The 24,697-nt window shown below is 47.5% G+C and carries 19 protein-coding genes; 14 read left to right on the forward strand and 5 right to left on the reverse strand.

Translation table 11 applies throughout. The annotated features are described in order from the left end of the window. The first annotated feature begins 38 nt into the window (after window positions 1-38). Window positions 39-3,131, forward strand: a complete 3,093-nt coding sequence (locus VCHENC03_RS07645) for a beta-galactosidase (protein ID WP_009706988.1) — start codon at window positions 39-41, stop codon at window positions 3,129-3,131. Window positions 3,132-3,228: 97 nt separating this feature from the next. On the opposite strand, the gene VCHENC03_RS07640 is transcribed toward VCHENC03_RS07645, so the two are convergent. Beyond that, window positions 3,229-3,828, reverse strand: coding sequence for a response regulator transcription factor (locus tag VCHENC03_RS07640; protein WP_009706989.1), 600 nt, complete (start codon window positions 3,826-3,828; stop codon window positions 3,229-3,231). Further along, window positions 3,821-5,713, reverse strand: a complete 1,893-nt coding sequence (locus VCHENC03_RS07635; protein WP_009706990.1) for a sensor histidine kinase — start codon at window positions 5,711-5,713, stop codon at window positions 3,821-3,823. Before VCHENC03_RS07635 ends, VCHENC03_RS07640 begins: the two co-directional genes overlap by 8 nt. Before the next feature lie 171 nt (window positions 5,714-5,884). Here VCHENC03_RS07635 and dsrO point away from each other — a divergent pair, with 171 nt between their 5' ends. The 10 genes from dsrO to VCHENC03_RS07585 all read left to right on the forward strand — a co-directional run bounded on the left by dsrO (window position 5,885) and on the right by VCHENC03_RS07585 (window position 18,209). Beyond that, window positions 5,885-6,652 (forward strand): sulfate reduction electron transfer complex DsrMKJOP subunit DsrO, encoded by a 768-nt coding sequence (dsrO, locus tag VCHENC03_RS07630; RefSeq protein WP_009706991.1) that lies wholly within the window; start codon window positions 5,885-5,887, stop codon window positions 6,650-6,652. Continuing rightward, complete coding sequence (gene nrfD, locus VCHENC03_RS07625) at window positions 6,649-7,746, forward strand: NrfD/PsrC family molybdoenzyme membrane anchor subunit (protein WP_009706992.1); 1,098 nt, start codon at window positions 6,649-6,651, stop codon at window positions 7,744-7,746. The genes dsrO and nrfD overlap by 4 nt, the downstream gene beginning before the upstream one ends. A gap of 17 nt (window positions 7,747-7,763) precedes the next feature. Then, the gene (locus VCHENC03_RS07620; protein ID WP_009706993.1) at window positions 7,764-10,856 is read left to right on the forward strand and encodes a tetrathionate reductase subunit A; all 3,093 of its coding nucleotides are present in this window, start codon (window positions 7,764-7,766) and stop codon (window positions 10,854-10,856) included. A gap of 175 nt (window positions 10,857-11,031) precedes the next feature. Then, window positions 11,032-11,655 carry a c-type cytochrome gene (locus VCHENC03_RS07615; protein ID WP_009706994.1) on the forward strand — a complete coding sequence of 208 codons (624 nt, stop codon included), beginning with the start codon at window positions 11,032-11,034 and terminating at the stop codon, window positions 11,653-11,655. Continuing rightward, window positions 11,652-12,713 (forward strand): c-type cytochrome, encoded by a 1,062-nt coding sequence (locus VCHENC03_RS07610; RefSeq protein ID WP_009706995.1) that lies wholly within the window; start codon window positions 11,652-11,654, stop codon window positions 12,711-12,713. The genes VCHENC03_RS07615 and VCHENC03_RS07610 overlap by 4 nt, the downstream gene beginning before the upstream one ends. 150 nt (window positions 12,714-12,863) lie before the next feature. Beyond that, complete coding sequence (locus VCHENC03_RS07605; RefSeq protein WP_009706997.1) at window positions 12,864-13,868, forward strand: substrate-binding domain-containing protein; 1,005 nt, start codon at window positions 12,864-12,866, stop codon at window positions 13,866-13,868. A 133-nt stretch (window positions 13,869-14,001) separates the two neighbouring features. Further along, window positions 14,002-15,333, forward strand: coding sequence for a paraquat-inducible protein A (locus tag VCHENC03_RS07600; protein WP_005438939.1), 1,332 nt, complete (start codon window positions 14,002-14,004; stop codon window positions 15,331-15,333). Then, window positions 15,326-16,972, forward strand: coding sequence for an intermembrane transport protein PqiB (gene pqiB / locus VCHENC03_RS07595; RefSeq protein ID WP_009706999.1), 1,647 nt, complete (start codon window positions 15,326-15,328; stop codon window positions 16,970-16,972). The genes VCHENC03_RS07600 and pqiB overlap by 8 nt, the downstream gene beginning before the upstream one ends. Further along, window positions 16,972-17,541: a PqiC family protein gene (locus VCHENC03_RS07590; RefSeq protein WP_009707000.1), complete on the forward strand. Its 570-nt coding sequence runs from the start codon at window positions 16,972-16,974 to the stop codon at window positions 17,539-17,541. Before pqiB ends, VCHENC03_RS07590 begins: the two co-directional genes overlap by 1 nt. A gap of 95 nt (window positions 17,542-17,636) precedes the next feature. Beyond that, window positions 17,637-18,209 carry a TetR/AcrR family transcriptional regulator gene (locus tag VCHENC03_RS07585; RefSeq protein ID WP_009707001.1) on the forward strand — a complete coding sequence of 191 codons (573 nt, stop codon included), beginning with the start codon at window positions 17,637-17,639 and terminating at the stop codon, window positions 18,207-18,209. A gap of 114 nt (window positions 18,210-18,323) precedes the next feature. On the opposite strand, the gene VCHENC03_RS07580 is transcribed toward VCHENC03_RS07585, so the two are convergent. Next, window positions 18,324-19,826 carry an arylsulfatase gene (locus VCHENC03_RS07580; RefSeq protein ID WP_009707002.1) on the reverse strand — a complete coding sequence of 501 codons (1,503 nt, stop codon included), beginning with the start codon at window positions 19,824-19,826 and terminating at the stop codon, window positions 18,324-18,326. Between the two features lie 9 nt (window positions 19,827-19,835). Next, window positions 19,836-20,222, reverse strand: a complete 387-nt coding sequence (locus VCHENC03_RS07575) for a DUF4345 domain-containing protein (protein ID WP_009707003.1) — start codon at window positions 20,220-20,222, stop codon at window positions 19,836-19,838. A gap of 440 nt (window positions 20,223-20,662) precedes the next feature. Here VCHENC03_RS07575 and VCHENC03_RS07570 point away from each other — a divergent pair, with 440 nt between their 5' ends. The 3 genes from VCHENC03_RS07570 (at window position 20,663) to VCHENC03_RS07565 (ending at window position 22,405) form a co-directional block, all read left to right on the forward strand. After that, window positions 20,663-21,442, forward strand: a complete 780-nt coding sequence (locus VCHENC03_RS07570; RefSeq protein WP_009707005.1) for a hypothetical protein — start codon at window positions 20,663-20,665, stop codon at window positions 21,440-21,442. 82 nt (window positions 21,443-21,524) lie between these two features. Next, on the forward strand, window positions 21,525-22,007 hold the full coding sequence (locus tag VCHENC03_RS0126095) for an SRPBCC domain-containing protein (RefSeq protein ID WP_005438955.1): 483 nt from the start codon (window positions 21,525-21,527) through the stop codon (window positions 22,005-22,007). A 158-nt stretch (window positions 22,008-22,165) separates the two neighbouring features. Continuing rightward, window positions 22,166-22,405, forward strand: coding sequence for a hypothetical protein (locus tag VCHENC03_RS07565; RefSeq protein ID WP_005438959.1), 240 nt, complete (start codon window positions 22,166-22,168; stop codon window positions 22,403-22,405). A gap of 70 nt (window positions 22,406-22,475) precedes the next feature. Here the strand turns inward: VCHENC03_RS07565 and VCHENC03_RS07560 are convergent, their stop codons facing one another. Continuing rightward, window positions 22,476-24,323 carry an extracellular solute-binding protein gene (locus tag VCHENC03_RS07560; protein WP_009707007.1) on the reverse strand — a complete coding sequence of 616 codons (1,848 nt, stop codon included), beginning with the start codon at window positions 24,321-24,323 and terminating at the stop codon, window positions 22,476-22,478. Between the last annotated feature and the right edge of the window lie 374 nt (window positions 24,324-24,697).

A 24,697-nucleotide genomic window follows, 5' to 3' on the forward strand; every position in this document is an offset into this window, starting at 1 on the left:
GAAACAAGATTAGAAACAAAAAGTTAAGTAGGAAAACCATGAAGGCATTTTCAGAAATTCTCCAAAGACGCGACTGGGAAAACCCGCAATCAGTGAACATTCACTGTCTTAAGGCTCACAGCCCTCTTTCCAGTTTCCGCGATATTGACCATGCCCGCGACGGTATTCAAGCCCAGCGTCAATCGCTGAACGGACAATGGAAATTCAAACTGTTTGATGCGCCAGAGCAAGTTGACGGCGAGTTCATCGAGTCACAATTCAATGACAAAGACTGGGATGAGATTACTGTCCCTTCAAACTGGCAAATGCAAGGTTACGACAAGCCTATCTACGCCAACGTGAAATACCCATTCGAAGTAAACCCGCCGTTTGTACCAAGTGATAACCCAACGGGTTGCTACCGCACTACCGTGTCACTTTCAGCAGAAGACTTAGCCAATACGCAGCGCATTATCTTTGATGGCGTGAACTCAGCTTTCCACCTTTGGTGTAACGGCACTTGGGTTGGCTACAGTCAAGACAGCCGTCTGCCTTCCGAATTCGACCTAACGCCTTACCTTGTTGCGGGTGACAACAGTCTTGCCGTCATGGTGATTCGTTGGAGTGATGGCAGCTACCTAGAAGACCAAGATATGTGGTGGCTAAGTGGTATCTTCCGCGACGTGACTTTGCTGTCTAAACCACAACACTGCATTGAAGATGTGTTCATCACACCGGATTTAGACGCGTGTTACCGCGATGGTTCACTGTCGGTTGTGACTTCGATTTCTGCGCCTGACACCTACCAAGTTCAATTGCAGCTGTTTGATGGCGAACAAGCCGTGACAGAGCCACGCATCGACTGTCCGCACAACCGTCGCATTGACGAACGTGGTACGTGGGATGACGTGGTATTCCAAACATTGCACGTACGCGAGCCAAAGAAATGGACAGCGGAAACACCGAACCTTTACCGCTTAGTCGTTTCATTGTTGGATGAAAATGGCACGCACTTAGAAAGCGAAGCGTACCCTGTGGGCTTCCGTAAAGTCGAAATCACCGATGGCCAATTGAAGCTAAACGGTAAGCCTTTGTTGATCCGCGGCGTGAACCGTCACGAACATCACCCAGAGCTTGGTCATGTGATGACGGAAGAAGACATGATCCGCGACATCTGCTTGATGAAGCAATACAACTTCAACGCGGTACGTACAGCGCACTACCCGAACCACCCTCGTTGGTACGAACTGTGTGACCAATACGGCTTGTATGTGTGCGATGAAGCGAACATCGAAACCCATGGCATGCAACCAATGAACCGCCTATCGAGCGATCCACAATGGGCGCACGCTTACATGAGCCGCTACACCCAAATGGTGATGCGCGATAAGAACCACCCTTCGATCATCATCTGGTCTTTAGGTAACGAATCCGGTCACGGCAGCAACCACAATGCCATGTACGCTTGGTCTAAAAACTACGACCCTTCTCGCCCAGTGCAATACGAAGGCGGCGGTTCAAACACCACGGCAACCGACATCATTGCGCCAATGTACGCGCGTGTTAATACGGTCATCGAAGACGAAGCCGTGCCTAAATGGGCAATCAAGAAATGGGTGTCGTTACCAAATGAAACTCGTCCTTTGATCTTGTGTGAATACGCACACGCGATGGGCAACAGTCTGGGTAGCTTTAATGACTACTGGGATGCGTTCCGCGATTACCCTCGCCTACAAGGCGGCTTTATTTGGGATTGGGTGGATCAAGGTTTGAGCCAATGGGATGAAAACGACCAACATTTCTGGGCTTACGGCGGCGACTTTGGCGATGAAATCAATGACCGTCAGTTCTGCATCAACGGTTTGATCTTCCCAGATCGCACGGTTCATCCAACGTTGGAAGAAGCAAAATATTGCCAACGCATGATCACTGTGTCACTGCAAAAGCAAACCAAAGAAGCTTGCACACTATTGGTAACTAACGAGAACTTGTTCCGCGCAACCGATAACGAGCAATTGAACTGGTCTCTGTTGGAAGATGGCAAAGTCATCCAAACGGGTTCATTGGCGCTTAACGTAGAAGCCGACAGCCAAGCAAGCATTGAGATTGCCCTTAACTTCACGCCAAATGCGGAAGCGCAATATCACTTAAATACCGACATTACTCTGATTGCTGCAACGCCTTGGGCAGACGCAGAACACGTCGTTGCTTCTGAGCAAATGTCACTACGCAATACAGCAGGCCTTGCTCTACCAACATTGGAAACGCAACTAGCGCCAATGTTAACGCAGCAAGACAATGCCATTTTGGTGTCTAGCGTGGATGAAAAATATCAATGGCGTTGGGATAGTCAAACTGGCTTGATGACCGACTGGCGTGTCGATGGCGAAGCACAAATGCTTGCGGCACCACAAGATAACTTCTTCCGTGCGCCACTAGATAACGACATCGGTGTGAGCGAAATCGACAACGTCGATCCAAACGCTTGGATGTGTCGTTGGGACATGGCGGGTATCGGCCAGTGGGAACGCCAATGTGTCGCTTGCCACAGTGAAACTCTGGCGCATGCAGTGAAAGTGACTTCGACGTTCGCTTACCACTTTAATGGTGAAGTACAGGCGATCACGACTTGGACACACACACTAAGCAATAACGGTGAGATGGCATTGGCTGTCGACGTGAAATTGGCTGATGATTTACCACCAATGCCACGCATCGGTTTGGAATTCGAACTGCCATTGAATGAGCAAAACGCGCCGATCACATGGCAAGGCTTAGGTCCATTTGAAAACTACCCTGACCGTTTGGCAGCGGCGCGCTTCGGCCAGCACACACAAACACTTGAGCAAATGCACACGCCATACATTTTCCCAACCGATAGCGGTCTGCGTTGTGGTACGCAATGGTTGAAGGTGAATGAGTTAGAAATCTCGGGTGACTTCCAGTTCAGTGTGAGTCAGTACGCTCAGCAACACTTAGCAACAGCGAAACACACCAACGATTTGGTCGCGGAAGAGAAGATTTACGTGCGCCTAGACCATAAACACATGGGCGTTGGCGGTGATGACTCTTGGAGCCCTAGTGTGCACAAGGAATTCCAGTTAACGGACAATCAATACGCTTACAAAGTGACGTTTAAACCTGCTCAGTAATCGATTGATATCCTAAACATAAAACACGTCAGTGTGGCTTAATCCCCAAGTTTCGGCTTGGGGATTTTTTTATTTGAGCATAAGTTTTATGCTGGTTTTATTGCGCCAGTTTGCCGTAGATGTAAGCGAGCTCTGCCACGGTTTTCGCTGAGAACTTTTTCAACAGACTTGCGCGATGCACTTCCACCGTTCGCATCGCAATACACAGCTCATCGGCAATGCGAATATTGCGTTTGCCAGCGATGATCAAACGCAGAATGTCTTTCTCTCTTGGCGTCAGCGATTCATATGCCGCTTTCGCGCCCGCGATATCCAGATTCGCCGCAGACTGAACTTGGCCTTTCAAAATCGCTTGTGCCAGCTCATCCCCTTTTACCGGTTTTTGGAAGAAATTCACCGCGCCTGCTTGCAGCGCATCCACCGCCATTGGCACATCGCCATGTCCGGTTAAGTAAATCACCGCCAGTGGACTTTTGGCTTCATTGAGAATTTGATGCACTTGTTGGCCACGCAAATTGGGCATTCGGCTATCCAGAATTACACAACCTGCTTGATGGATATTCACGCCATCAAGAAATGCCTGTCCATCGGCAAACGTCGTCACAGAGAAGTCATGTTCTTCGAGCATAAACGCCAACGAATCTCGCACCGACTCATCATCGTCGACCACAAATACGGGCAGTTGCTTATCACTCATTCACTTCTCCTGTGTTTCTTTTTGTTTGCTCTTCTTCATTGCGTTTTGCATCGGTTGTTTTCATGGTTTGATACGGCAAGGTTAATACCACCAAGCAACCGTGTGGCTGAGTAGATTGGATAACGAATTCACCACCGTGCATCTCCATAACATCACGACAGATCGCCAGCCCCAGCCCTAATCCTTCCTGTTTTGTACTCACAAAGGCAGCGGTCGGGTTCTCATGCTCCAAGCCCGTACCGTTATCCAACACTCGAATCGACATACTTTGCGCTTGATAATCCGTGTGAAGCGCAATTTTGCCTTGATAATTATTAGGGTGATTTTCTGCGTACATCACACAAGCATCTATCGAGTTGTTCATCACGTTCACCAACACTTGCTGCAGACCTACGGCATCAGCTTCGACCCATTGGGCTTGTCCTTCGCTGCTACGAACCACTTCAATGCCTTGCTTCTGCAAGCGGAAATTCAGCAGCTCCACCGTATCAGAGATCAGTTGCTCCACATCGCATGCCGCCATGTCGACACTGCGCTTTTTAATTAAGGTTCGCAAGCGACAAACGATCGCGTCGGCGCGTTCTACTTGGGTCTGGATCTTTTCTAATACCGGCACGATATCTTCATGAGGACGCTTCTTAGCTAATCGTAACAAACCACCTTCGCTGTAGTTTCGGATCGCCGCTAAAGGTTGGTTTATCTCGTGCGCAAGACTGCTGCCTAATTCGCCCACAATGGCCACTCGTTGTGAGTGCTCTAGCATTTCGCTCTTCTCTTTTAAACGCAGTAAGGTTTTCTCTAGCGCTTGTTTACTCTTGCTGAAACGATACTCCAGCCAGAAGTGGTAAATGTTCAACACAATCACAAACAGAAATAACGCCCACGCCCATTCTTGATGGAAACGCAGCCAGCGTAGCGCCTCTTTCCACCAAGGTTGCTGCAGTGGGTGCAAGTCCATCGCTTGGTAGAGTTTATCTATCGACAACAAGCTGACTGGTGATGTCCAACCGGATGCTTTAGCTGCAATCGCAGCGGGATTATCGGCAGGCATCGCAAGTAAGACTCGACTGATCTTCTTGGCTAATTGAGACGAGCCACGTTCCGTTTTCGCAAAGGACCAATTTGGATACAAGGGCGTCGACACTGCACACTCGGTTTGAGGAAGTTTAAGCGGACTTAAAACCCGCAGTTGCCCCTCTTCCAATAGCCCTTCACCTTCCATTTGCTCAACCAAACAAGCTGGAACCACGGCGGCTTCCACATTGTGATCACGCAGTTGGTAGAGATTGGCATCAATTGGGAAACCTAAAAAGCGCACGTCCGAGAAAAAGTCATTCGGATCTAATCCTTTCTCTATCACTTGATAACGCAATGTGAGGTAACCGCCAAAGGCTTTCTCTGACACTGCTGCAATCGGCAAACCGGAAACATCATTGAGTGTGGAATAAGGCGAATCAGAACGCACCACCAACGCCGACCCAATGCCGTAATTGGAGTTTTCTGGCGCTTGGCTGGTCAACGTCGCTATCCAAGACAACGCGTACTGACGTCCCAAACGCACCGCTTGTCCGGGGTTAGTGAGAATGAAATCCATACTTTGGTTTTCGACTGCTTTGGTCATGCCATCGAGATCTAGCGGATGGAGAACAAACCGCACTTCAGGGATCTGTTGATTGAGCCAGTAAATCGTCGGTTGCCAACGCTGCTCCGCATATAAATGGCCACGTATGGCTAGCACACCTACATCGACTTGCGGTTTAGAGAAAGCGCTGGAATCTAATGTCTGCGTTGGTGCTGCATGTGCAAAAGAAGCCATCAAGCAGCCGAGCATAAGACTGATAAAAACAATCCATAAGCGAATGAAGTTTAGCGATTTTTTCAGCATGAATTGTTTCTTAATCCTCGGTATTGGGAGCATCAGAATAACAGCAACATAGCGGAATCCACATTTGTTTTAGATCAACTTTGCTCTCGGTATGTGGAAATCCACTATATCGGCAAACGGCTGCAATTCTGACAATGAAAACAAGCTCTAATCAATCTTAGCAGGTGAGTTATGGATTCCACCAAACGCCGTTTTCTCAGTGCCGTTACCGCAGGCGCTGCGCTGATTCCGATAGCCGGAATTGGCACAGCCACAGCAGGCACGGTGATCAGAAACAACAATGAACCAGACCGTAAAGGCCAAGTCGGTAAACGCTACGCCATGGTTGTCGACTTGCGTAAATGCGTTGGCTGTCAGGCTTGTACTGTCGGTTGCAGCATCGAGAACCAAGCCCCTATTGGCCAGTTCCGAACCACGGTTAAACAGTATGAAGTCACCCTCGATGATGGCTCAACCGCGACAGAAGAAGTGAAGTCTTTCATGCTGCCACGCTTGTGTAACCACTGTGATAACCCACCGTGTGTGGCTGTTTGTCCGGTGCAAGCCACCTTCCAACGAGAAGACGGCATCGTGATGGTCGATAACAGTCGCTGCGTGGCGTGTGCATACTGCGTTCAAGCCTGCCCTTACGATGCGCGTTTCATCAACGAAGAGACCCTAACTGCGGATAAATGTACTTTCTGCGCACATCGCCTTGAAGAAGGTTTGCTGCCAGCTTGTGTGGAAACGTGTGTCGGTGGTGCTCGCGTGATTGGTGACATCAACGATCCGAACAGCGAAGTTCGCCGCCTGATGACAGAGCACCAAGACGACATCAAAGTGCTTAAGCCAAACGAAGACACCAAACCTCACGTGTTCTACATCGGCATGAATGAACGCTTCACTCAACACATTGAAGGTCAGCCTGCGATTTACGATCCACAAGGAGAAAAAGCATGAACATAACCGAAGTGCTCGTACAGCCTCAGGCCATCGCTTGGCTTCCTTGGGCGGTACAATATTTCTTCTACATTGGCTCAGCTTATGCGGCGGCTATTTTGTTCTTAATCGCGCTGTTGTTTGAATCTCACACTAGCCATCGTCTGCGCGCCGCCTTGGTGCTGACTCTTGCAATTGGCGCGATCGTTGGCCCGCTCGCGTTAACAGGCGATCTCCACCAGCCGGGGCGTGCTTGGCATTTCTACGCACATCTCACCCCTTGGTCTTGGATGTCATTAGGTTCGTTGTTCTTACCTCTGTTCTCTGGCTTGGCTGTGGCAACGGCATGGCTATATCTGCGTAATGAATTGATCAACCTAGAGAGCCAACCGGGTAAGGTATTTCCGCTTCTTGCGAAGCTCTCGCTAGGTCGTTGGAAAACCAGCCGTAAGCTGATGATTACTGTGTCGATTGTGACGGTCTTATCTGGCCTCACCATCGCGCTTTACACTGGCGCAGAGATTGCGATCGTGAAATCTCGTTCGTTGTGGCATCAACCTGCATCACCTGTGCTTTGGTTTGTGACTGCGTTTATTGGCGCGGTCGGTTTTACCCTACTTATTTGGCTTTTGATTCCATCGAAGTCGGACCGCCTGACCTTCGGAGATACTCGTTTACTGCGTCAGACGACCGCAATTAGCGGCGCATTATCGTTGCTGTTGATTCCTATCTGGGCTTCGAACAATGCCAGCTCATCCCTTTACGCTTCCCCATTATGGGTACAGCACATCGCATTACTAACGTCTTTGCTGCTGGGTAGCGTACTGCTTGCACTGTTTACACTGCGTGATACTAATCGTCACTTCATTCGAGTGTTATTCATGTCTGGGATGGCTCTCACCACAGCATGGACGGTTCGTTGGATCACCATGATGGAAGTACAAACCATCGCTAAGTTTGATGTTGGCCCATATCCATATGACTTGCCAATTGGCAGTAATGGTCTGCTCGGCATCATCGGCATGTTTGGACTGTGGATTGCGCTGGCATTACTTGGTTCCGAACTGATTCAACCAAAGCGTGAATCTACATCTTCAACCCTAACTCAACACTGATCTAAGAGGATTTCATTATGGATAACAAACGCCGTCAGTTTTTGAAATCTGGCCTTGCAGTGGGCGGGCTTGGAGCCTTTGCTGCGGGCTACGCAACCACCACAAAACACATGGTAGAAGGTGCTATTCACGGCACTGCGGGTGAGAAAACCCGTGATATTCACCACGGCAACTCACTGGAGCCCGAATATAAGGTGAACGACAAGGGCAACTTAATCCCGAATCCAAATCAGCGTGTTGCGCCATCAATGTGTTTTGGTTGTTGGAGCCTATGTGGTTTGCGCGTTCGTATCGACAATCGTAACGACGAGATCCTGCGCATTTCGGGCAACCCTTACCATCCGTTATCACATCAGCAACACGTTCCATTTGAGACGCCTGTAAAAGACGCTTACTTGAGCTTGGCGGGGGAAAACGGTTTAGAAGGCCGCTCCACAGCGTGTGCTCGCGGTAACGGCATGATGGAAATTCGAAATAGCCCTTATCGTATAACCCAACCACTGAAGCGTGTGGGCAAACGTGGTGAAGGTAAATGGGAACCGATCAGCTACGAGCAGTTGGTGGACGAAGTCGTCAACGGTGGTGATCTGTTTGGCGAAGGTCATGTTGAAGGTTTGAAAGACATTCGTGACCTCACGGCGCCCGTTGATCCGCAAAACCCTGAATACGGCCCGAAAGCCAACCAGCTGTTGATGACTAACGCCGGTAACGAAGGCCGTGACGACATCTTCAAGCGTTTTGCTTTTAATAGTTTTGGTACGCGTAACTTTGGCCATCATGGTTCTTACTGTGGCTACGCTTTCCGTGCAGGCAGCGGCGCGTTCATGAACGATCTGGATAAGAACGCCCACTTAAAGCCAGACTTCGATAATGCCGAATACGTTATTTTTATTGGCATGTCACCAGCACAAGCGGGCAACCCGTTCAAACGTCAAGCCCGTCAGCTAGCCAAAGCGCGCACCGAAGGCAAAATGGAATACACCATTATCACGCCGAGCTTGCCAGCAGGTTCATCAAGCCTTGCTGCGGGTGACAACAACCATTGGATGCCAATTAAACCGGGCACCGATTCAGCCTTGGTTCTTGGCATGATTCAGTGGATCATCGCCAACGAACGCTACAACAAAACCTTCCTTGCTCAACCAGGAGCAACGGCGATGCAAAGAGCGGGCACGGCACATTGGTGTAATGCCACTCACCTTGTGATCAGCGACGAATCTCACCCACGTCACGGGCACTTCTTACGTGCATCGGAAATGGGCATGCCATTTGAAGGGGAAGCACTATCAGAGACAGATCCATACGTGATTGTCGATGCGCAAAGCGGTGAGTTGAGCGTACACAAGCAGGCAGGTGAAGCATCGTTGTTTGTCGACCAAGATGTAGAGCTGGCATCTGGTGTCGTTCGCGTTAAGTCATCATTGCAACGTTTGAAAGAAGAAGCGTTTAAATACGATCTGGACTTCTACAGCGAGCAATGTGAGATCCCAGTGGATCAAATCATCGCGCTAGCAAAACGCTTTACCAGTCATGGTACTAAAGCGGTGGTTGATACTCACGGCGGCAACATGCACACCAACGGCTTCTACAACGCCTTCACCATCATGATGCTCAATGCTCTGATTGGTAATATCAATATGAAAGGCGGCGCAATGGCGAAAGCAGGCGGTTATCCGACATCTGCGGCAGGCCCTCGCTACGACTTCACTCAATTTGAAGGCAAGGTGGGACCAAAAGGCGTGTTCCTTTCACGCAGCAAATTCCCTTACCAGAAAACCAGCGAATACAAACGTCGCGTGGAGGCAGGCGAATCCCCTTACCCTACTCGTGCACCTTGGTATCCGTTTGCAGCGCCTTTGCTTACCGAGCATCTATCGGCTGCGATCGATGGTTATCCATATCGAGTAAAAGCGTGGATCAACCACATGGCGAACCCAATCTATGGTGTGCCGGGTTTAAAAACGCTGCTTGAAGACAAGCTAAAAGATCCAAAGCAGCTTGGTTTGATTGTTTCTGTCGATGCCTTCATCAACGAGACCACTGCACTATCGGACTACATTGTGCCAGATACTGTCACTTACGAAAGCTGGGGCATGGCATCACCTTGGCATGATGTTCCAGTAAAAGCAGTGACGGCTCGCTGGCCAATCGTGGAAGCTCGCACAGAAAAAACCGCCGATGGTCGCAGTATTTGTCTAGAGAACTTCCTGATTGATATCGCCAAAAAGATGCAGCTAGGCGGCTTTGGTGACAACGCAATCAAAGACACGCAAGGTCGTTTACACGGTATTCACTCTGCTGAAGACTTCTATCTTCGCTCAGCAGCCAACCTTGCCTACGTGAAAGGTGGCGTTCCGGAAGTGAGTGCAGAAGACATTGCTTGGTCTGGTCTTGAGCGCCTATTGCCAAGCATGCAAAAAGCACTAACACCAGATGAGATGAAGCGCGTGGCGTACATTTTTGCTCGCGGTGGTCGTTTTGAAAACGCCACAGAAGCCTACAAAGGTGAGCAAATGAAATATAAGTGGTCACGTCCTGTCGCGATTTGGAACGAGCGTGTTGGCAGCGCAAGAAACACTATGACAGGCGAGTTCTACAGTGGCTGTCCGACTTGGCATCCACAAAAACTCGCAGATGGCACGCCACTTGAGACTCAGTATCCGAAAGCCGAGTGGCCATTCAGCCTAACCAACTTTAAATCGAACATTCACAGCGCGGTATCCAATTTGTCACCACGCTTGAACTCGATTAAAGGCGTTAACCCTGTTTATATCCATCCAACGGATGCCGCAGCGGCTGGCATTCAAACTGGCGATCATTTCGTGATTGAAACTCCAGGAGCCAGCACCACAGCGCTTGCAATGGTCATGTCTGGTATTCGCCAAGGAACGCTCGGTTTTGAACATGGTTTTGGCCACACAGAGTTAGGTCAGCGTGCGCACTGGATTGGTGATAAACAACAACCAGTCAAGACCAGCGGCCATGATGGCGTCAACATCAACGACATAGGTTTAATTGACCCTACTCGTGAAGGTAAAGGTGTGATGCTGGATTGGGTGGTTGGTGCTGCAGCTCGTCAATCTCTGCCTGCGAAGATTCGCAAAGCGTAGCGATTCAGCCATCATTTGTTCGTTAGGCTTCTTCCCTTATAGGGTGGAAGCCTTTTTTATTTCTGCAGTAAGCCGCCATGCCTCTCCACAGGATTTATGTGGATTTCCACAATAGCCACAACTAATAACAATACTCACAATAATGCGCTCAAATAATAATCAAATGTGAGTCAGCATGTTTCGTAACTTATCTTTGGCTGTGCTTTGCCTGAGTGCCGCCTCTTTCGCAGCCTATTCTGCCCCACTCCCCGAACACGGTGAGATCTGTACCGGATGCCATGGTGTCGACGGTAAAGGTCAAGCAGGTATCGCACCTATGCTTGCCGGACTTAATGCCGACTATATGGAAAGTCAGCTCGAGCTGTTCTCGAACGACAAGCGCCACAATGTCATCATGAAAGGCATGGCCGATGAGCTTAGCGACCCGACACTTCGTGCAGAAGTTCTGCAATATTTTGCTCAATTGCCGACTTGGGAATTTACCGACCTTGAGCAGCGCGGTGATCAAGCCGATATCAGCAATCCTTATCGCAAACTGGTTTATCAAGGAGACTGGGATAGAAACATTCCCGCTTGTTCAACTTGCCACGGCGCAAGTGGTATGGGCGTAGACAAATTCCCGCGCCTTGCGAGCCAACAAGCCGATTACTTACAAAACCAACTTCATGCTTGGAAGAACGGCACACGCAGCGGTGATCCGCTCAATATGATGGGCAGCATTGCGAAAAAGCTCACCGATAAAGAAATCGAAAACTTGTCTTACTACTTCGCTTCTTTGCGTTATGAGGAGTCGAAATGAAACTGATTTATTCCCTACTGCTTGCAAGCATCTCTACCCTTGCACACGCCAGTGATGCAGCAAACCATGAACTGCCAGATCGCCAAACCGAATTGCCAGCGGTACAAAAGCACGCTGACACACAGTACCTTAAACCTCGCGATTTAAGCACCATCGAAAACGACGAATTTGGTCAGAAAGTAAGATACGGCTACTCACTGTTTGTGAACTCACAGCAAATGCGTGGGCGTTATGTGGGTAACGAGCAAAACTGTGTAAATTGCCACATGGAAGCCGGACGTAAAGCTAACGCCGCACCTCTGTGGGCAGCTTATATGGCCTACCCTGCTTATCGCAAAAAGAACGACAAAGTAAACAGTTACGCCGACCGCATTCAAGGCTGTTTCACCTATTCGATGAACGGTAAGCCACCAGCAAAAGACTCAAAGGAATTAGAGGCGCTCAGCGCTTATGCCTACTGGTTAGCAATGGGAGGCTTGTTGGATCAATACGGTATGCAAGATGAGCCAGTTCCTGCCATCAGCACTGAACAATTATTAACGGGCGGTAAAGCAGAAGACTTTCCGTTGCCGGAAAAAATCGCTAACGCCTTACCTGCGGAGAAACGTGGCAACCTAGCAGGCCGTGGCTACCCAAAAATAGATAATCCTGAGCTTGAGCCTTCACCAGAGCGTGGCGCGCAAGTATACGTCGACAACTGTGCGGCCTGTCATGGAGAAAGTGGTCAAGGTATTCACGATGAAAACGGCCGCTCTTACATTCCACCTTTGTGGGGCGAATACGCTTACAACTGGGGGGCTGGTATGCACCGCATCAACACTGCGGCTTACTTCATCTACGAGAACATGCCTTTGGGCAAAAGCGTTCAATTGAGTAAACAAGATGCATGGGATGTCGCGGCTTATATTAACAGCTACGAACGACCACAAGACCCTCGCTACAAAGGTGATTTGCAAGCAAACGCGGCGAAGTACCACAATCACCAAGGGTACTACGGCAAAGAAGTGAATGGTCATGTTTTAGGCAGCGAAGCCTTCCAGCCAACTACGGTAGATTAAGCAAGAGCTTCGATTCAACTAAAAGCGTGTTCACCTGAGCACGCTTTTTTGTTTTAAAACCTTGATACACCGCCACTATTCTCAATTGGGTGTTTGAGTTCATCCGCTGCGCATTGTTAAATGAAGCAAATTTCAGATCCTGAGTTCCCTATGGCTACCATCAAAGACGTCGCAAAAGAAGCAGGCGTATCCATTGCAACCGCATCTCGCGTCATCAATGACGCCCCACACACCAGTGAATCCGCGATTGTCGCCGTCAAAGAAGCAATGAAGAAACTAGGCTATCGGCCGAACGCCAATGCGCGCGCATTGGTCAGTAAATCGTCCAACGCGATTGGGGTATTGGTGAACGACGTTTCTGCGCCCTTTTTTGGCACCATGGTCAAAGCCATCGACACCATTGCCAGTGAGCAAGAGAAACAGCTTCTGATCGGCAGCGGTTATCATGATGCCGTGAAAGAGCGCAACGCAATCAACTTGCTGATCAACAGCCGCTGTGAATCTTTGGTCGTACACAGCAAAGGCATGACGGATGCCGAGCTAACCACGCTTGCCAATGAAATTCCGGGCATGGTGCTGATCAACCGTATCGTGCCAGACATCGCTTCACGCTGTATTGCTTTGGATAACCGCAAAGGCTCTTACATTGCCACTGAGCATTTGATTCGCAATGGACACGAACACATCGGCTACATCTGCTCAGGCCATGACATAGAAGATGCAAGAGATCGCCGCGACGGTTACCTTGATGCTCTGCGAGATAACGGCATAAAGATTCGTGAAGAATACATCGAGTACGGCGAGCCAGATGAAACCGGCGGTGAACAAGCTATGGTGAACCTGATGGCGAAGAACACCCCCATCACTGCTGTTGCTACCTACAACGACTACATGGCTGCGGGCTGCATGACCTTGCTACAGGAAAATGGCATCCGTATTCCTGAAGACATGTCAGTGATTGGATTCGATGATGGTCATATCGCGCGCTACATTTACCCTCGCCTAACGACCATTCGTTACCCAATTCAAGTCATGGCAAACGAGGCTGTGAAGCTCTCACTTCAGTTGGTCAATAACGAAGAAACAGAACGTACGGAACACAAATTGTTCATGCCAATTCTGGTCAGACGCTCTTCCGTTGGCAGTATCAAATAAAGCTCAAACCAGTCTCCGAGACTGGTTTTTCCATCTAAACAGGTTAGAAGCTTGTAAAACATCCCCGCAAAAACAAGCGCCTAAGAAGAAAAAGAGTTATTCTTAGTTATTAAAAGTACGAAATAATAACTGAATGAGCACTCAACCAAATTCACGTCAACTGATCTCCTGTGAGGAGTGCGGCTTGGTCGTTCGTATCCCCGATATTGAACAAGGTCAAAAAGCCCAATGCCCTCGCTGTGAGCATTCGCTAACCAAAGTCAACGCCAAGCCGTATCAAAGCGTTATCGCTGTGTCGGTGGCTTGCCTGATCACCTTGGTTTTAAGTGTCTCCTTCCCATTCATGTCATTCAGTGTTCAAGGTCTTTCTCAAGAGATCACTTTGATGCACGCGGCGAAGATGTTGGCGGAATTTCATAACGCGCTACTCGGTGCGTTACTGCTCGCGACTGTGGTCGTGTTACCCGCTATCTATGTTGGTTTGATCCTCTTTCTTCACCTTGAAGCCTTAAAATCACTCAAACATCCGTTGGGTAAAAAACAAATCCGCATGGCAAAAACGCTGTGTCGACTCTTATTCCGAGTCGAGCCTTGGCTGATGGTTGATGTATTTTTGATTGGCGTTTTGGTGAGCTTGATTAAGATTGCCTCGCTGGCAGAAATCGGTATGGGCAGCTCATTCTGGGCATTCTGTGTGTACACCGTGCTGGTCGTGAAGTGCATTTCGATGGTCGACAAGAGTTGGCTATGGGGACACTTCATTCCTGCGATTGAATTACCAAATGTGAAAGAAGGTGACACACACCATAACGAAAACCACATCGGTTGCCACACGTGTCATCAACTCAATCCAATTGAAGATAAAAAACACCAAAAATGCCTTCGTTGTGATAGCCCAGTGCACAGATACAACCCAAAAGATAACATGCAGAAAGCTTGGGCTTTGCTGTTTGCAGCGGTCATTTTCTACATTCCTGCCAATTTATATCCAATGATGTATACCGTTAGCCTTGGTCATTCCGAAGGTTCCACCATCATGGAAGGTGTGGTTCTCCTGTGGCAACTGGGTTCTTACCCTATTGCAGCGGTTATCTTCTTTGCTAGTGTGTTCATCCCTATGGCAAAAATGCTGGCATTAGCGTGGCTTTACTACAACGCTCAAAAAGCACAGTACTTACCACCGGAAGAAAGCATTTCCCGTTTAAAGGTCTATCGAATTACAGAATTTATCGGTCGTTGGTCAATGATTGATATTTTTGTTGTCGCGATTTTGGTTGCGCTCGTACAGTTGCAAAACCTAATGGCGATTTACCCTGGTCCAGCTGCACTCTCATTTGCTGCAGTGGTCATACTAACCATGCTCTCTGCAATGATTTTTGACTCGCGTTTGTTGTGGCAATTACCACAAAACGAAGCGCAGGAGCCAATGAACAATAACTTAACTGAGAAAGCCAAATATGAGTGATGAGAACAACGCAACCGCTCAAATAAAACCTCAAAAGCAGGTCTCTGCGATTTGGATCATCCCGATCCTTGCGCTAGCGATGGGAGCGTGGATGCTGTTCCAATACATCAACAGCACTGGACCAGAAATCACGTTAAAACTTCCTACAGCGGAAGGCATTGAAGTCGGCAAAACCGAAATCAAAGCTCTGAACGTAAAGGTGGGCGTGATTACGGACGTTAAACTTAGCGAAGACTATGACCACATCATTGCCACGGCGCAAATGAACAAAGACGCGAAGCGTATGCTGCGTGAAGACTCAATGTTCTGGGTGGTAAAACCTCGCATCGGTCGTGAAGGTGTCTCTGGCTTAGAGACCTTGTTATCAGGTGCTTATATTCAACTGCAACCGGGCAATTCTGAGATAGAAAAAGATCATTTCGACGTACTCGATGTGCCGCCAGTAGCCTCCCCTGATGCAGAAGGCCTGCGTATCGTTTTAACTCACCGTGAAGCCGGAAAACTTGGTGTTGGCGATCCCGTTATCTACAAAGGCTTTACCGTAGGTCGAGTGGAAACAACCAGCTTTGATGTTGAAACTCGTCGTGCACTGTACCAGTTGTTCATTTTCAAACCATACGACAGCTTAGTACGCACCAAAACCCATTTCTGGTTAAGCTCTGGCGTCGATTTACAGCTTAATGCAGAAGGCTTTGAAGTGAAGTTTGGCTCATTAGAAAGCCTCATTACAGGCGGTGTCACTTTTGACACACTTCCAGGTCAAGGCGCTGGTGATGAAGTCAAAGAAGATATGTTGCACTTCCGCCTTTTCGATGATGTGAAGCAAGTACGCGAAGGTATGTACGACGACTACATTCAATTCGTCATGATGTTTGAAGAATCGGTACGTGGTCTAAAACGCAAAGCACCTGTGGAATATCGCGGCCTTCGTATCGGTACAGTTATGAAAGTGCCAATGCGTATGCCAACACCGGAAGAAGATTTCTCGGCGAAAAAAATCCCAGTACTTGTGCGTATTGAGCTCGGTCGCGTTTATGAAAACCTACCGTCTAGCGAACTACCAAGATTCAAAGAGAAGCTCAAAGAAGAGTTTGCCAAAGGGCTTCGCGGTACGCTGAAAACCGGCAACTTGTTGACCGGTGCGCTGTACATCGACACAGACTTCTACCCAGATGAAGACCCATACGTACCAAGCAAGTTCGAAGATTTCGATGTATTCCCGACCAAACAAGGTGGCTTTGCTCAGGTTCAGCGCCAAGTGAATGACTTCCTATCCAAGCTAAACAGCTTACCAATGGAAGATACGTTGAACTCACTGAATAAGACACTGAAGAACTCAGAAAAAACACTGGCTTCGGCAGAGCGTGTTGCGAACAGCGTGGATCGTCTCCTAAACCAAGAAGACACTAAAGCGATTCCATCGGATATTCGTAAGAGTTTGGAACAATTGCAAAAAACGTTGGATGGCTATGGTCCAAACTCCACCATGTACAGCGAAATGGAATCAACACTGAAAGAGCTTGAAAAAGTAATGACTGAGTTCAAACCAGTGTTAAAACAATTGAATGAAAAACCAAACTCATTGGTGTTTGGTGAAGATGAAGTGAGCGATCCAATTCCAGCAAGAGGGCAAAAATAATGAAACGCGGACTTTTATTGATTTCTGCCCTATTGGCAGGTTGTAGTAGTGCTCCTGAAGACACAGGCGCTTTGTATGTCTTACCGGAAGCAAGCTCAGCAAAAGTAAGCGATACTATGATCGCACAACGCCCACAACTTGTGGTTCGCCCAGTTGAATTGGCAAGTTACCTTGCCGACAGTGGTATTGTGTATCGCGCTTCAGAGACTCAGATCATCCAAGCGAAGCATAATCAGTGGGCGCACAGTATCTCTGAGCAAATCACGACACGTGTAATCGACGAACTGCGTAGCAAGCAAAGCCAATACTGGCCGGTAGAAGTAAATAACCTGCTCGACCAGAGTGATGAGAGCAAGCTTCAATTGTCGTTAAGTAAGTTCAATGGCAGTTATGAAGGCAACGCTGAAATCGAAGGTGAATGGCTCCTTGTTGATGCTAACGGCAAAGTGAAGACCAGTGCACCAGTCAAAATCAGCATGCCTTTACAAGATGAAGGCTACGATGCGCTTGTCGATGCACTATCGGTAGGCTTGAACAACCTGACAGATCAAATCGCAGCGCAGCTATAACACTCCTCGCCCATTCAGTTCTCTGAGTGGGCGACTTTTTCTCCCCTTGTTTTCTCGATACACTGTAACCCTGCCCTTTTAGTGAGTGATAAAGAATGAAAGACATGCGACAAGCGTTGCTCGATGCCGGATTGCATTTGATCAATGAACACGGCTTTGCTGGTGTGGGTTTAATGAAGATCATTAACGAAGCAGAAGGTACTAAAGGGTCGTTTTATCACTACTTCAAATCAAAAGAACACTTTGGTGCGATTTTGCTGCACGACTACTTTGAAACGCACCTTGAGCGTCTCGAACGTTTTTTGAGTGACGAATCCAAAGCGCCAAGCGAACGCGTACAAGCCTACTTTGATGATTGGTGCGTCGTTAAGTTGACCGAAGACTTTCGTATTCAATGCTTAGTCGTCAAGCTCGCTGGTGAAGTTTCTGGTCACGACACCGAAATGCAAAGTGAAATGGCTGCGGGCACTAAGAAAATGATTGAAAAAATGACGGCTTTCTTTGAGCGCAGCAACCAAGAAGGCACGCTTAGTTTGTCTGCACCGGAACAAACAGCAAAAACACTGTTTAGCTTGTGGTTGGGTTATACCTTGCTTGCGGCAATGCAAAAGGATCGCGCAATTTTAGATGATGCGATGCAAACCACCGTCAAGCTCCTAAACGAGTAAGCTGAACCTCTCACATACTCGGCAAAACACAGCGCAGCACATACGTCGCCCCCATCAAGGCAAAGACAACAAAGCCAGCATTTCGCTGGCTTTATGTTGATTAGATGGCTAATGCTAATTTCCGACTCCACCGACGGTTTCTGCAGGTGTTTCTGGCGTCACTGGAGGCCACTTCTTGAAGGTTTCCAAATGCTGCTGAACAGCGGCTTGGGCTGGACCAAAGGCCCACATTTTCTGCCCCATCCATTTTAAGTACATACCGGACTCTTCTTCCGCTCGTTCATAAGGATCTTGGCGTAGGTTGAATAACAGTGGCGCATTCAACTCTTCTTTGGGGCCACTCCAACCGTGGTTTTGTACCACAAAATGCGCTTTCCAATCCCCCACACGAACGGCTTGCAGTTTATCGCGCTCGTAGTAAAAGATTTCATTGCGATTAGATTTGCCGTTATTGGTTAGCATCTCCATTTGGTTGTAGCCATCAAGGTGTGCTTTGTGGCCTTTGTAACCTTTCAGCATTTGCTGTTTTAAATCAGCAGGACCACCAGCTGCTTCAACCAACGTCGGCAGTAGATCCATACCATCAAACATACCATTGCTGACTTTATTTGCTGGGATTTTTTCAGGCCAACTGATCAAGAAAGGTGCTCTAACCCCACCCTCCCATGTTGTGCCTTTCTCACCGTGGAAAGGCGTCATACCACCGTCTGGCCATGTCATGATCTCAGGCCCATTATCGGCGGTGAAGATCACTATGGTGTTGTCAGCAACGCCGAGCTCTTCAAGCTTCGCAAGCATTTCTCCAACGTGGTCATCGAGGTCTTTCATTACGACCTCTTGCAATCCCCAACCGTTAGTACCAAGCATCGCTTCATATTTCGGAGAGAGATGCGTCCATACATGGCCTCGTGATGGGCAGTACCAAGTAAAGAACGGTTTTTCGGCCTTCACCGCACGCTCAATAAAATCGATCGCATGCCTGTTGACCTCATCATCAAGAGTACGCATTCGCTCAATGGTGAGAGCGCCATCATCTTTAATCGACTGGCCGCCTTTTCCATCGGCTTTCGCATGAATCACATTACGGGGTGCAAACTTCTGGAAAGCTTCATCCTTTGGCCAATCAGGATCTTCGGTGTATTCCATAGCGTTTAGGTGGTAAAGCCAACCCCAATACTCGTCAAAACCATGCATGGTAGGAAGAAACTCATCGCGGTCACCTAAATGGTTTTTACCAAATTGCCCTGTGACGTAGCCAAGCTCTTTAAGTAACTCAGGTAGAGTTGGAGTATTTTGGTTAAGCCCAACAGGACCACCAGGTAGGCCGACAGTGTGCATGCCTGTTCTTACCGGTAATTGTCCAGTTAAAAAAGCAGAACGCCCAGCAGTACAAGATGGCTGGGCGTAATAATCGGTAAGTAACATGCCTTTTTCAGCGATGCTATCAATGTTTGGCGTCTGGCTACTCATCAACCCACGGTGATAAGCGCTGACGTTAGAGACACCAATATCATCAGTAAATATCACGAAGATATTGGGTTGGTCCTGCGCTGCAGTTGCAGCGAAGGACATCAATGAAGCCAATCCTAGCGCTATACGACGAAGTATCCCTTTCATAAATTTTCCTTATGCTGTTTGCTCTTCTTTTCTGATCATCTTCAGCCCCACTAAGCCAAAGCCGAACTCCAAAAATAGATACACGACTAACAACCAATGCGGCATTCCGTCTACTAGCAAACTCAAGAGCCTTCCCATCGCTAAGCCCCACATAAAAATGACCAAGCTATACAGTGCAGATAGACGATATTTGGTGCTCATCGCCCCCATTACCCAAAACATAGCGAGCGCTAAATACAATCCCATGACCGCTCGGAAAATGTGGCTAACGTTCACCGAAGATGCATCAACCCCAAATAAAAATGAGAGCGAGTCAACTGGTGAAAAACCATAAGAAAGTGCAATTGGGGTAAGACCTGCCGCAGCTAAGAGAAGAAAAATACTTTGAATTTTCATGACATCTCCTGATTCGCTGTTTCACATACAGCGTAGTTAAATTAACAAATTAAACAAGTTGCATAACTAATGCGTTTTTGAAAGAGGCTTGATGAAGCCTGTGTGTCCTTAAGCAAACATCAATAAAGGCGCCAAAATACACAAACCGGATAGCAGGACGTTTTCGATTTTCATCTGGGATTCTCCGTCAAATGTCATTCCATCGACGTTGAATTTTGAACGCGTTACCACGCTCTTCGATGGTTAAAGAATACACAATACAAACCGGTCGGTCTAGAGTTATTTACAAAAAAGATCTTAGCTCGATCATAGAGAATCGGTATCACGCTGAATTGAAAAGAAACTTATCCATAAACCTGAGATTTTGAATTACTGCAATCCATGCTCTACGCTAATTTTGTGCAATTCATTTAATAACGATTACAAACACGGACGTTGATATGGCTAAGATGACCTTCCCTTCTATCGCCCTTATTTCCTCGCTTGCAGTGGCGCCAAACGCAATAGCAGAAGATACGCAATCCCCACCAAGTAACTGGCAACACAGTGTCGAGATCTACATGCTCGCCCTAAATATCAATGGTGATACCACCATGGGTAACTTCTCTTCCAGTCTCGATGTCGATCCAAAGTTCATCATGGATCATCTCGACATTGGTGCTATGGCAAGACTTGAAGGGGTATATCAAAACAAATGGGGTTACTACATCGATTACAGTTTTATGGACCTCAGTGGTGACGTAAATAACCTGTCAGGTATTCTCCCAAATGTCAGTTATCGTGCTGATTTGGAGATCCGCCAAGGCGTTCTCGAAGCAAAAGCATTTCAGCGTGAAACCTACTCCTTCGGCATGATCGATTACATGTTTGGCTTACGTTGGTGGGATAACGACATCAAGGGCAAGGTTTACCGCAACGATAACCGCATTCTGGTGGATAGGCTCAACATCAAAGAAGACTGGGTTGATTTTCTAATGGGTGTTAGATGGATCAATGACCTAACCAAAGATTGGCGCTTTCATGCCAGCTTGGATGCCGGTTTAGGCAAAGACACAAACTTTACCTATGCGACCCAATTTGGTTTGCGTTACCACATTAATGATTGGTCGGACGTTAACCTCGCTTATAAATCCACTTGGGTTGATTACGTAAACGAAGGAACTTTTGAATACGATACCGCTTCGCACGGCTTCTTAATCGGTCTTGGTTTGTACTTTTAATCACTTTAGGGCGAAGTGTTTCGGCACTTCGTACCGGATTCTCCTAAGCTAATAAGAACGAGTGTCATAAGGTGTTGCTTAGATGAACAAATCGGAAGTTATCTGGCCGGATTATTATCATCCCAAACATTCCCACATTCATGTGCGTAGCCAAATCGAAATCCCCGAACCGCCCGAGGTTGTTTGGCAGCACCTAGTTCGAGCTCATGAATGGCCTGCGTGGCGAGACGGAAAAACCATGGTGCAGATCCTAAGTGGTGACAGCACATTGTGCAAAAACACCATGTTTCGTTGGAAAGCCTCTTGGCTAGACTTCCATTGTACGGTTGTCGAATACACACAGCATCAGCGCTTGGCTTGGAAAGGGAAAAAAGGCGGCGTTGATATGTACCACGCGTGGGTGTTGGAACCAACCAAAACCGGTTGCAGTATTGTCACCGAAAGCACGCAACGTGGTGGCATGACTTGGCTTACCAAATACTTTGCCCCAAAAAGGTTGAGAAAATACCATCTCAAATGGCTAGAAGAGTTATGTCGTCAGTCTCATGGTCACTGCGGAAAATAAACACCAATTTCCACCGCCTACCGACCAGATATGTACAATAAATGCTCCCTCCCTGATCTCAATCATATTTGAGACACATTGCATGAGATACCCTTAGCCAAAATTATAAATCCCCAATCCTATGACCTGTTGGTCGATAGAAAGGCGTTAAATTAGCAATGTCGATTAATATTTCCGATCTCACCGCCGCTTTAAACAAGGTTGAACACATCCACAAAGTTCAATTGGAAAACGTGCACCAGTTTTTTAAAGCAAATGAGACCTTCTCACTAAATACATTTAGCCAAATCGTTTCAAGTAGCTCTATTGATGAACGTTTTAAGACCATCGATACAGCATTTGCTTCACTTGGTGACGTTAAAACTTACTTGCTGGAAGCTTCTTACCTTGTAAGTTAATGTTTTGAGAACTAAAAAAGCCCCGATGCAATCAAGCATCGGGGCTTTTTACTGTCTACCTACTAAACAACTAATTCGCTGAAAGCTTATAACGGTCGTCGATAACCGTCACTTCAGGGAACGATTTGCCCGCCTTCATTGCTTTCTCAGTTTCTTTCTTCACAGATTTATCAATCCAGAAGTTCGCAATGTCCATTGGGTGAAGAATTCGTTCAGTATTTTTTGTCATACCGTTTTTCGGGATCTTAACCCAACGCCAGTGCGCATCACGCGTGTAAGGTACCATGTAGCCAGGAACGATCACGTTCGCATCACCCACGTATTTTTGAATCTGACGCGACAAATCGTAACGTTTTTGCTGTTCAAACTCATTGTCATACGCTTCAATCAGTTTATCTAACTCTGGGCTACTGTAGTTGGTGTGTGCGTTTGTCTGTGGCTTGTTCGCGTTATCTGAATGGAAGTACTCCCAGTACGCAGGGATCTCACCAGAACCCATGTTCAAGAACGCTAACTGGTGCTTCTTCTCGAGAATGTATTTGAACGCCGAAGAGCCATCAACTAGATTCAGAGTAAACTCCAAACCGGCGAGTTTCGCTTGCTCTTTTAGATAAGCGATACGTGGTGTGTGTGAGTTGTAACCATAGGTAATTGCAAAACTTAGACGCTCGCCTTTGTCGTTTACACGGATACCATCAGAGCCAACCTTGTCAAAGCCTGCTTTTTCGAAGTGCTTAATCGCTTCTGCAGGATCAAACTTCGGCGGCTTGTTGTTTGGATCATCGTAATCACCATGACCAAAACCAAGGCCATGCGGTTTACGAGAGTAGTCACCACGCATAATGTTTTCGATCATACCGTCGTAATCAGTCGCCGCCATGATACCTTTACGCACTTCTAGACTATCCAACATTGGCATCGCGGTATTCATCCAGAGGCCACCCGCACCTTGAGGTGCTTGGTTAAAGCCCCAGTATTTTTGCACATAGCCTTTCTTGTACACTTCACTGTCTGTTTTATCGTGCCAGAAGTTTGGTAGTACCATCTCGAAGTAATCTAAATTACCCTTCTCAAAGTGCTTCATTGCGATGTCTTCATCACGAATGACTGTGATACGAACTTTGTCTACGTTGTAACGGTTTTTGTAATAACGGTTGTTGTAGCCCCACCAATCTTCACCAACGTGTTTGAATGTCACGCTCTTACCTTTCTTCACTTTATCAATATAGTAAGGCGCAGCGGTAGGCTCAGATTTAAAGTTGAACTTACGTACGAAGTTGTCTGGCATACCATCGTTGTTCGCGTCTTTTTCACCCTCGAAGAAGTGCTCTGGACGAGGTTGGAAGCCGTTACTTGGCATATTGATCAGAACCATCAACGCATCTTGGCTCTGTTCCACAGCAAGATTTACTTTGATGGTGTAATCATCAATTTTCTCGACACTTAAGATGCTCGTTTTAAAGAAGTCGTTGTACCACGGATCAATGATGTCTTCTGAGGTGTAGTACTTCATCATGAACACGTAATCGTCTGCCGTGATCTTTTCACCATCCGACCATTTCGCTGTTTCATCTAATTGGAAGTAAACGGTTTTGTTGTCTTCACCGAATGCCCATGCTTTCGCAAGCTGTGGAATCCATTTGCCTGTATCTGGATGGCGTTGCGCCAGTTTCGGCGTGCCATCCATTAGGTACTGACGAAGACCTGAATTCGCATCAGGGCCAACACTGCGAAGCGTTTGAGGGAAACTACGGATAGAGGTGCGGTAAGTACCACCACGGACCGCTTCTTCTGAAGCAAAAAGCGGTTCGTTGTTGTTCGAAGTCCATTCGATATCTGCAGGTAACTCAGCTGCGTTTAGCTGAAAACTTCCTGCAACCAACATTGCCAGTGCCGAAAATGGCAGGGTCTTTATCATTGTTTTCTTCCTTGTTGTGTTTGCGCAGTGAGGTAGGAAGAGCGACAACAAGTGAATCTCAGAATGACTGCGCGCGATACACAGCAAAGAAAATAAAGGGAGCGAATACAAAGTGAAGTCCTGCCCACTTCCGTATTAATATCAGAGAGTTTCACTAGGTCATCCTGACCTTACAACGCAGTGAATGCATCCACTCCATAGTATTCGTTACACATTTGTAACGCAACCCATCCATAACACATGGTTGCACATTCCGACTATCACAGCGATTTATGTTAGAGAAGTGTGATCATAACAGTACCATCCGCTAAGCCATTATTGCCCAGCGATATAGTGTCTTTATGTTGAGCATGTTTGTGTTACAGGTAATAAAA

It is taken from the genome of Vibrio sp. HENC-03 (assembly GCF_000305755.2).
In the GTDB taxonomy this organism is placed as follows: Bacteria; Pseudomonadota; Gammaproteobacteria; order Enterobacterales; family Vibrionaceae; genus Vibrio; species Vibrio owensii.

Bases quoted from the DNA above. Each gene is read 5' to 3' on its own strand.
- VCHENC03_RS07645 (WP_009706988.1), top strand. From the start codon at position 39: ATGAAGGCATTTTCAGAAATTCTCCAAAGACGCGACTGGGAAAACCCG.
- VCHENC03_RS07640 (WP_009706989.1), bottom strand. From the start codon at position 3,828: ATGAGTGATAAGCAACTGCCCGTATTTGTGGTCGACGATGATGAGTCG.
- VCHENC03_RS07635 (WP_009706990.1), bottom strand. From the start codon at position 5,713: ATGCTGAAAAAATCGCTAAACTTCATTCGCTTATGGATTGTTTTTATC.
- dsrO (WP_009706991.1), top strand. From the start codon at position 5,885: ATGGATTCCACCAAACGCCGTTTTCTCAGTGCCGTTACCGCAGGCGCT.
- nrfD (WP_009706992.1), top strand. From the start codon at position 6,649: ATGAACATAACCGAAGTGCTCGTACAGCCTCAGGCCATCGCTTGGCTT.
- VCHENC03_RS07620 (WP_009706993.1), top strand. From the start codon at position 7,764: ATGGATAACAAACGCCGTCAGTTTTTGAAATCTGGCCTTGCAGTGGGC.
- VCHENC03_RS07615 (WP_009706994.1), top strand. From the start codon at position 11,032: ATGTTTCGTAACTTATCTTTGGCTGTGCTTTGCCTGAGTGCCGCCTCT.
- VCHENC03_RS07610 (WP_009706995.1), top strand. From the start codon at position 11,652: ATGAAACTGATTTATTCCCTACTGCTTGCAAGCATCTCTACCCTTGCA.
- VCHENC03_RS07605 (WP_009706997.1), top strand. From the start codon at position 12,864: ATGGCTACCATCAAAGACGTCGCAAAAGAAGCAGGCGTATCCATTGCA.
- VCHENC03_RS07600 (WP_005438939.1), top strand. From the start codon at position 14,002: ATGAGCACTCAACCAAATTCACGTCAACTGATCTCCTGTGAGGAGTGC.
- pqiB (WP_009706999.1), top strand. From the start codon at position 15,326: ATGAGTGATGAGAACAACGCAACCGCTCAAATAAAACCTCAAAAGCAG.
- VCHENC03_RS07590 (WP_009707000.1), top strand. From the start codon at position 16,972: ATGAAACGCGGACTTTTATTGATTTCTGCCCTATTGGCAGGTTGTAGT.
- VCHENC03_RS07585 (WP_009707001.1), top strand. From the start codon at position 17,637: ATGAAAGACATGCGACAAGCGTTGCTCGATGCCGGATTGCATTTGATC.
- VCHENC03_RS07580 (WP_009707002.1), bottom strand. From the start codon at position 19,826: ATGAAAGGGATACTTCGTCGTATAGCGCTAGGATTGGCTTCATTGATG.
- VCHENC03_RS07575 (WP_009707003.1), bottom strand. From the start codon at position 20,222: ATGAAAATTCAAAGTATTTTTCTTCTCTTAGCTGCGGCAGGTCTTACC.
- VCHENC03_RS07570 (WP_009707005.1), top strand. From the start codon at position 20,663: ATGGCTAAGATGACCTTCCCTTCTATCGCCCTTATTTCCTCGCTTGCA.
- VCHENC03_RS0126095 (WP_005438955.1), top strand. From the start codon at position 21,525: ATGAACAAATCGGAAGTTATCTGGCCGGATTATTATCATCCCAAACAT.
- VCHENC03_RS07565 (WP_005438959.1), top strand. From the start codon at position 22,166: ATGTCGATTAATATTTCCGATCTCACCGCCGCTTTAAACAAGGTTGAA.
- VCHENC03_RS07560 (WP_009707007.1), bottom strand. From the start codon at position 24,323: ATGATAAAGACCCTGCCATTTTCGGCACTGGCAATGTTGGTTGCAGGA.